Source organism: Nocardiopsis trehalosi NBRC 14201, from assembly GCF_001552555.1.
In the GTDB taxonomy this organism is placed as follows: Bacteria; Actinomycetota; Actinomycetes; order Streptosporangiales; family Streptosporangiaceae; genus Nocardiopsis_B; species Nocardiopsis_B trehalosi.
This window is the reverse complement of record NZ_BCRK01000225.1, coordinates 1-8,369: the sequence shown is the minus strand read 5'-3', so window position 1 is coordinate 8,369 and position 8,369 is coordinate 1. Positions and strand designations below refer to the sequence as shown.

The 8,369-nt window shown below is 76.0% G+C and carries 6 protein-coding genes; 2 read left to right on the top strand and 4 right to left on the bottom strand.

The genetic code is table 11. The features are described 5' to 3' along the window. Positions 1-89: 89 nt before the first annotated feature. Positions 90-968, bottom strand: a complete 879-nt coding sequence (locus tag NT8_RS25365) for a sulfotransferase (RefSeq protein ID WP_067974759.1) — start codon at positions 966-968, stop codon at positions 90-92. A 394-nt stretch (positions 969-1,362) separates the two neighbouring features. Between NT8_RS25365 and NT8_RS25360 the strand changes: the two genes are divergently transcribed. Then, positions 1,363-2,130, top strand: a complete 768-nt coding sequence (locus NT8_RS25360; protein ID WP_067974757.1) for an SIR2 family NAD-dependent protein deacylase — start codon at positions 1,363-1,365, stop codon at positions 2,128-2,130. An 11-nt stretch (positions 2,131-2,141) separates the two neighbouring features. On the opposite strand, the gene NT8_RS25355 is transcribed toward NT8_RS25360, so the two are convergent. Beyond that, complete coding sequence (locus tag NT8_RS25355; RefSeq protein WP_067974754.1) at positions 2,142-5,384, bottom strand: NACHT domain-containing protein; 3,243 nt, start codon at positions 5,382-5,384, stop codon at positions 2,142-2,144. Between the two features lie 170 nt (positions 5,385-5,554). On the opposite strand from NT8_RS25355, the gene NT8_RS25350 reads away from it, so the two are divergent. Further along, a complete protein-coding gene (locus NT8_RS25350; protein ID WP_067974751.1) occupies positions 5,555-5,953 on the top strand; it encodes a VOC family protein in 399 nt (132 codons plus the stop codon). A 28-nt stretch (positions 5,954-5,981) separates the two neighbouring features. Here NT8_RS25350 and NT8_RS25345 read toward each other — a convergent pair whose 3' ends face one another. Both NT8_RS25345 and NT8_RS25340 read right to left on the bottom strand, forming a co-directional pair. Then, the gene (locus NT8_RS25345) at positions 5,982-6,659 is read right to left on the bottom strand and encodes a uracil-DNA glycosylase (protein ID WP_084469275.1); all 678 of its coding nucleotides are present in this window, start codon (positions 6,657-6,659) and stop codon (positions 5,982-5,984) included. A gap of 111 nt (positions 6,660-6,770) precedes the next feature. After that, the coding region (locus NT8_RS25340; RefSeq protein ID WP_067974745.1) for a serine/threonine-protein kinase at positions 6,771-8,369 on the bottom strand (1,599 nt) is incomplete at its 5' end.

The window sequence follows — 8,369 nt, the reverse complement described above, 5'->3', positions numbered from 1 at the left end:
GGCCGCCGACGGCGCGCCCGCCGCACCCGGCGACGCCCCCGCCACCTGACGGCCGACGGCCGGGCCGGGCGGGGCCGGGCGGGGCCCGGTCAGGTGTAGCCGAGGCGGGTCAGCTCCGCGGCGGCGACGGCGCGCACGTCGCCGTGCTGCTCCGACGTCAGCCGGCTGCGCCAGGCGCCGATGCCCGGCGGCTCCGCGCGCACCAGCTCCACGGCCGACACGCTGGCGCCCGTGAACGCGCGGAGCTGCTCCGCCGTCTCGACCTCCTGGCCGAACAGGTCCTCGTAGCGCAGCGTCATGAGCTGGTCGGCGCCGAGCGCCCCGCGCAGCCGCGCCGACAGCCGGACGGCGCCGCGCCAGCGCAGCGCGCACTTGGCGGCGGTCGACAGCCGCGGGTAGTCGGCGCGCTCCTGCTCGGTCTCGATGCCGAAGAACGGCTGCGGCAGCTCCTCGCCGAGCGTGCCCAGGCCGGGTTTGAACCACGCCAGCGACCGGTCGTCGCCCAGCATGGCCGCCGTGACGTCTCGGCCGTCCCGGATGACCTGCACGAACACCGCGTCGCTGAACGCGGTCAGCAGCGCGGACGCGCTGTACAGCAGGTCCGGGCTCGCGTCGCCGAACCGGGTGGCCTCGCGGGCGTGCCGGCACGGCTCGGGCGCCTCGCGGGCGCTCACCGGGCCGCCCGGGCACAGCGGGCAGGTCAGCGGGGTCAGCTGCCAGGCCTCGGCGAAGGCGTCGCGCAGCAGGGTGGCGGTGCCCGACGCGTGCTCCTCGGCCATGGACGGCCGGCGGGCCAGCGCGTAGACGGCGTCCAGCACCCCCGGGTCGCCCGCTCCGAGGTACAGCCCGGGGGCGCGGGCGAGCGCGTGGGCGACGACGTCGACCCCCGAGTGCGGGGCCCCCAGGACGAACACCGGGCGGCGGACCTTGGTGCCGTTGACGACGAGGATGTGCGGCGGCTGTCTCATGAGGCCGCCGATTCTCGCACCGCGCACCGGAGCCGTCCGCCGCCGACCCGGCACCGGCGGGGGTGCGCGGCCGATGCGGCGCGCCGCGACCTGGTCATCCGATCCGTTCCCTCTCGGTCCGGGACGCGGGGGCGGCGGCGGGGCACGGCCCCGGCACGCCGATGCGTCCGTTCCGCATGCCCGACGTGACGTGAGGGTACCGTGCCGAGGGGGTTGGGAGGATTCGCCCGGGATGGGCGGTCTCCGGCGGTCCGGTGGCCCGGTCCCATGATCGGCCCCGCGCGCCCGTCCGCCATCGCGGCACGCCGGTGCGCGGCCCGCCGCCCGCGCTGCCAGAATGGGGCGGATCGCGCCCAGCCCGCCCCTGCCGACCCCACGGACCCGAGGACCCGACATGACCACGGCCCCGCACTCCGCCGACGCCGCCGCGCTCCTGGCCGCGGCCGACCGGGTGACCGTCCTCACCGGCGCCGGGATCTCCACCGACTCCGGTATCCCCGACTTCCGGGGCCCGCAGGGCGTGTGGACCCGCGACCCCGCCGCCGCCGCGATGTTCGACCTCGACACCTACATGTCCGACGCCGACGTGCGCCGCCGGGTCTGGCTCATGCGCCGCGACCACCCGGCGTGGACGGCGCGGCCCAACGCCGCCCACCGCGCCCTCACCGACCTCGACCGCGCCGGGCGGCTGCGCGCCCTGGTCACGCAGAACATCGACGGCCTGCACCAGGCGGCGGGCACCGACCCGGCGCACGTGCTGGAGGTGCACGGCACGCTGCACGAGGTGGTGTGCATGGCGTGCGGGCTGCGCACGCCCACCCCCGAGGTGCTGGCCCGGCTGGACGACGAGTCCGACCCCCGATGCCGCCGCTGCGGCGGCATCCAGAAGGCGGCCACGATCTCCTTCGGGCAGCGGCTCGACGCGGCCGTGCTGGAGGCCGCCATCGCCGCGGCGGAGGACTGCGCCGTGTTCCTCGCCGTGGGCACGTCGCTGGCGGTCCACCCGGTGGCGGGGCTGTGCGACGTGGCCCTGGCCCACGGCGCCCCGCTGGTCATCGTCAACGCCGAGGCGACCCCCTACGACGGGGTGGCCTCGGCGATCGTCCGCGACCCGATCGGCACCGCATTGCCCGACCTGGTCCGCCGGGCCCTGGCGGACTGACCCGCCCGCCGCTACCCGGCGGAGCCGCCGAAGGTGTACGGGTGCGGGTCCCGCTGGGCCCCATAGGCGGGGAGGATGGTGTCGTCCCCGGGGGATGGTGGGGCCGCCTGCGCCCTGGTGATCTTCTCCGCCGCGCGCCGGTACGCCGCCGGGACGTCGATCCCGCTGCCCTCGGCCGCGAAGCGCTCCAGGCGCGGCCGCAGCCGGGCGAGCACCGGATCGACCTCCTCGGTGACGCTCGCGCCGCGCAGGTCGGCCCCCGCCAGTGAGTACAGGAACTCGAACACCAGCGACAGCAGCTCGGTGCGGAGCGGGGCGTCGCGCGGGAGGAGGGCCAGGTCCTCGGCCGCCTGGCGCAGCGCGACCAGTTGCGGGCGGCCGAGCACCCGGTCGGCGAACAGCCGCCGGTAGACGCGCGACCGCCGGTCCCCGTCGTCGGTCGGCGGGGCCAGGCGCAGGTACAGCAGGTCGTGCGACCCCGCCCATCCCGCGACCCCGCGTACGTGGTCGGACTCCACCCGCCAGCGGATGTCGGCGTCCGTGTACCGCAGGTAGGGCAGCAGCGAGATGAGCAGCCGGCTGGACGTGCCGTTGACGCGCAGCGCCATGGACCGGGCCAGCCGCGACAGGACGGAGTCGTGGAACGGCAGCTCCAGGCTGTAGGGGTCGATGATGTCGGGCTCGCTGTCGACGTCGGCCCGCAGCTCGAACCCGACGCACTCCCCGATGTTGACAGGCTCCCCGCGCTCCCGCTCCACGACGCTGCGCCGGGCGCCGCCGTCGGCGAGGTAGTCCAGGTGGCGGACCCGGAGCGTGTCGAGCGTCCCGCCCCACTGGCCGCCGCCCATCGCCCGCCACAGCCCGGCCAGCCACCGCAGCTCCTCCCACGGGGCGGGGGCGTCGGGGAACAGCTCCGCCAGGTCGACCGGTCCCTCCGCCACCAGCACGAGCAGCACGACGAGGTTGGCGGTGTGGACGCCGACCCGGACCGTGACCGGCAGCCGCAGCGGGGCGTACTCGGTGAAGCTGCGCTGCGCGGGCGGGTAGGAGGCCTCCCGGAACAGCTCCACGAGCAGCGCGCGGAAATCGGCCCGGTCCTCCGGGTGGGCGGCGAACCGGCGCTCCAGCAGGTCGGCGGTGAACTGGACGGTGGCCGCGCTGCCGCCCAGCGCGGAGAACGACGTCAGCGCGTACAGCAGGCCGTCGTCCAGCGGGGCGGCGAACCGGCGCCGGGCCGCCTGCCGCCGGTCCTCCGCCAGGTCCGCCAGCGCCGCGACGACCGTCCGCGCCACGAGGTACTCGCCGAACGTGGCGTGCAGGAACTCGTAGACGCTCGCCGGGCCCGAACCGGTGCGCGCCCGCGACTCGTGCACGAAGAAGAACCGGCCGAGCACCTGGTGGGCGCCGGGGACCGCGCCGTGCAGCCCGGCGTCGTCCGGCCGCAGGGCCGCGTCGGGCAGCAGCACGGCGAGGTCGCGGCCCAGCTCCTCGGCGGTGACCGACTGCCGGCGCCGGGCGAACATCGCCATGGCCACCGCCTCCAGCCGGCGCAGCTCCTCCTCGACCGCCCGCTCCAGGTCGCCCGCCGCCAGGTGGGCGGCGTGCTTGCGCACCTCGCGCCGGGCGAACATGGCCAGCAGTTCCTCGTAGAGCTCGCTGCGCGACAGGTCGGTCTCGGCGTGCAGCGCGTTGGCGTCGGCGTCGTAGAGCAGCAGCATGAGGAGGAGTAGCGGCTGCTCGGCCAGCTCCCGGTGGGCCAGCACCGCCTCCGGGGACGGCGGCCGCAGGTTCCGGGCGGCCAGCGGCCCGCTGTTGGCGCGCGCCCAGACGTCCACCATCCGGCGGACCTGGCCCTCATCGAACGGCGCCAGCCGGATGACCGTGGTGCCCTCGGGGAACCGCATGCGGTCGGCGACCACGGTCCTGCTGGTCACGACCACCACCACCGGCCGGCCCATGGCGCGCTGCTCCTGCTGGAAGCGCTGCACCTGCTCCAGGTAGTCCGACCGGTCGACCCCGGTGGCCTGGAGCAGTTCATCGAAGCCGTCCAGGATGATGACGGGCAGCGCGCCGTCGGCGTCGTCGGCGAGGTCGCGCCAGGACGTCGGGGTGTGCAGGGCGGCGGCCAGGCCCTCGTCGAGCTGCGCGTGGATCGGCGCGTTGGCGGCGACCGCACGCAGCTCCACGCGCAGCGGCAGGTAGTCGGCGGGCGGCAGCTGGGCCGCCAGCATCTCGGTGAGGACGGACTTGCCCGCGCCCGGATGCCCGAGGACGACCAGTGGTAGTTCGGTGCACTCGGCGCGGGTGAGGAGGGTGGCGAGCACGGTCGGCAGATCGTCGCGGACCGAGTACCGATGCCACCAGTCGTCGGCGGAGGGCCGGGCGTCGGCGTCGACGACCGCGAGGGCGCCGCGCGGGGTCAGGTAGGCGTCGCCGAGCGTCGGCATGCGCAGCCCGGCGGGGGCATCGGTCGAGCGCAGGAGGGGGCGGTCGAGGGCGGAGCGGTGGAGATCGGCGAGTTCGGCCCTGCGGCGGCCGACCGGGCGGCCGGTGGACGTCCACTCCAGCAGGGCGTGCAGGTCGGCCAGGCCGGCGCGGACCCGCGCCACTTCGGCGCGGGTGGCGTGGTGCTCCGCCATGGCCGCCCAGACGCCGAACTCGGGGACGTCGGCGGCCAGGAGGCGATACAGCTCGTGGTAGCGGCGGTCAGAGCTATTTTCTACGGCGAGTGACAACGCGTCGATCACGTCCATCTCCGGTTCGCCGGCGACGACCGGCGCGATGTATTCGACGGCGCCCGGATGGCCTACCACCTCCAACCCACTGTGCCCGGGATGCTTGGCCGGAAACTGTAGGTCGGCTCCGTGAAGGGTTAGCTCGGCACCGAGCAAGCTGTCGAGCAGCTTGTTGTGTACCACGCTGGGATCGAGGCCCGCCGCCGCGCACCGGTCGCGCGACTCCGGCTCCGCCATGACCTCCTCGACCGCCTCGGTGTAGGCGGTCAGGATGAGGATCTCGTGCGCCGCCTCCACGCGGCGGGTGCGGTCCCAGCGGCTCACCCCGCTGATGCGCTCGCGGATACCGGTCAGCAGCTCCCGGCCCTTGGCGACGAGCTGCGAGCGCAGCCCGAACATGTCGGGCACGCCGACCGCGCCCAGGCCGCCGTCGACCAGCTTCTCCGCGAGGTCGAGCGCCGCCGAGTCGTCGCTGCCGAGCACCTTGAGGGCGTCGGCGTAGCCGATCCGCTTCGCCATGGGGGGCCTTTCACGCGTGACGGGGGGTGCGCCCATTCAAGTACGCCCGCGCCCGAACCCCAAACCCGCCGGATATCCGCGTGCCCGGCGCCGCTCCGGGATGGGAGGATGCCGCGGTCAGCACCATGCCGGCAGCACGCCCGGCACCACCCCGCGTCCCGAGGAGAGCCGTGCCGTCACCCATCCGCAACGTCACGTTCGACTGCGCCGACCCCTACACCCTCGCCGAGTTCTGGAGCCGGGTGGTGGGCGGTCGGCCCCACCCCGAGAACGCCCCCGGCGCCGACGAGGCGTTCGTGGAGACGCCCGACGGCCACCCCGGGCTGCTGTTCCTGCGCGTGCCCGAAGGCAAGACCGTGAAGAACCGGGTCCACCTCGACCTGGGCCCGCAGGGCGCCGGGCGCGACGCCGAACTCGACCGGCTCCTCGGGATCGGCGCCACCCGCCTGGACGACTTCCGCCGCCCCGACGGCACCGGTTTCGTGGTCCTGGCCGACCCCGAGGGCAACGAGTTCTGCATCGAGCGCGGCGACGAGGAACTCGCCGCCGCGGGCGACACCGGCGACTGACCGGGGCCGGTTCGGCCCGGGGCGCGGCTTAGGAGGGCAGCCGCCAGTCGACCGGGTCCTCGCCCAGCTCCTCCAGCAGGGCGTTGACCCGGCTGAACGGGCGCGACCCGAAGAAGCCGTTCTTCGCCGACATCGGGCTGGGGTGGGTGGACTCCACGCACGGCACGTCCGGCATCAGCGGGCGCAGGTTGCGGGCGTCGCGTCCCCACAGGATGGCCACCATCGGCTTGCCGCCCTCGGCCAGCGCGCGGATGGCCTGATCGGTGACCTCCTCCCAGCCCTTGCCCCGGTGCGACCCGGGCTGGCGCGGCATGACCGTCAGCACCCGGTTGAGCAGCAGCACGCCCCGCTCGGTCCAGGGGGTGAGGTCGCCGTTGGCGGGCATGGGCAGACCCAGGTCCTCGGTGTACTCGCGGAAGATGTTGCGCAGGCTGCCGGGGAGCTTGCAATCGGGCGCGACCGAGAAGCTCAGGCCCACCGCGTGGCCGGGGGTGGGGTAGGGGTCCTGGCCCACGATCAGCACCCGCACGTCGTCGAACGGCTGCTGGAAGGCGCGCAGCACGTTGTCACCCGCCGGGAGGTAGGTGCGCCCGGCGGCGACCTCCTCGCGCAGGAAGCCGCCCATGGCGCTGATGCGGTCGGCGACCGGCTCCAGGGCCTTGGCCCAGCCGTCGTCCATGATCTCGGTGAGGGGTCGTGCAGACATGGTCCGAACCCTAGCGGGGGACGGCGACACACACGGCCGGAACGGGCGCGAACGTGCCGAACCGGGCCGCCCGGGCGGCTCCGCTGCGGACGGCGGCCCGGCTCCGGGCGGTCAGCCCCCGGCCTGGCGGAGCCACCGGTGCAGCCGCTCGCCCGTGCTCCGCGTCTCGGGGTGGGCGGGGCCGAACAGCCGCGAGTGGTCGGCGAGCAGGTCCTGATAGCGGCGGGCGGCCTCGGCCGGGTCGCCCGCGAACCCGGTGTAGGCGGCCAGGTAGTGCCGGGCGCGCAGCGAGGTCGCGTGGTCCGGCCCCAGCACGCGCTCCAGGTCGGGCACCAGCGCGCGCAGCAGGGCCGCCGCGCGGACCGGCTCGCCCGTCTCGCCCACGTCGAACGCGAGGTAGAGGCGGGTGGTGAGCACGCGCTCGGAGTCGGGCCCGTGCACCGCCGCGAGGTCGGGCAGCAGCTCCTCGTGGACCCGCGCCGCACGGGCGTGGTCGCCCGTCCGCCCCGCGTTGACGGCCAGGTAGTAGCGGGCCGTCAGGGTCTCGGGGTGCCGGCGCCCGTAGACCCGGTCCAGGTCGGCGGCCAGCGCGGCGAACTCCGCCACCGCCCCCGCCGGGTCGCCGCCCTTGCCGCGCAGGTGCGCGGCCCGGCGGCGCGCCCGCAGCGTCTCCGGGTGCTCGGGGCCGTGGGCGGCCGCCAGGTGCGGCAGCAGGGCGCGCAGGTCGTCGGCGGCGCCGGCGGCGTCGCCCGACCGGGCCCGCTCCTCGGCCGCCTCCAGCCGCAGCTCCAGCGACCGCCGGGGCGACGGCGCGGGGTCGGCGGGCGCCGCCGGGGGGACCGCCTCCGGGGCCCGGCCGACGGGGGCGGGCGGTCGGCGGGCGGCCGGGTACGGCCCGGTGGGCAGCGGCGACGGCCCCGACAGCGGGGGGTCGGGCCGCGACACCCGCGGCGGGTCGGGCGCGGTCAGGTAGGAGGCCAGGCGCGCGCGGACCTCGTCGGCGGTGGCCGGGCGGTCGGCGGGCGCCTTGGCCAGCAGCTGCAGCACCAGGTCGGACAGCCCGTCGGGCAGGCCCGGGCGCAGCTCGCCCGGCGGGCGCGGGGCCTCCACCAGGTGCATGCGGACGATGCGCATGGGCTCGGGGTCGCGGAACGGCGGCGTCCCGGTGAGGAGCCGGTACAGGATCGTGCCGAGCGAGTACAGGTCGCCCGCCGCGCCGACGTTCTCGCCGCGGATCTGCTCCGGCGACATGTGCAGGGGGGTGCCGAAGACCTCGCCGGCCCGGGTGAGCCGGCGGCTCTGCGCGGCGGCGTCGCTGATCCCGGCGATCCCGAAGTCCAGAACCTTCACCGTGCCGTCGCGCAGCACCATGAGGTTGCCCGGCTTGACGTCGCGGTGCACGATCCCGGCCGCGTGCGCGGCGGCCAGACCCGCCGCCGCCTGCGCCGTCCACGCGGCGGCCCGCGCCACCGGGTGCGGGCCCGAGCCGCGCAGCACCTTCGACAGGGACTCGCCGCGCACCAGCTCCATGACCGCGTAGACGGAGCCGTCCACGTCGCCGAAGTCGTGCAGGATCACGACGTTGGGGTGGCCGGCCAGTCGGGCGGTCAGCCGGGCCTCGCGGCGGAAGCGGGCGACGATCTCGGGCGCGCCGACGTGCTCGGGGCGGATCAGCTTGACCGCGACCGGGCGGTCGAGGCGGGTGTCCTC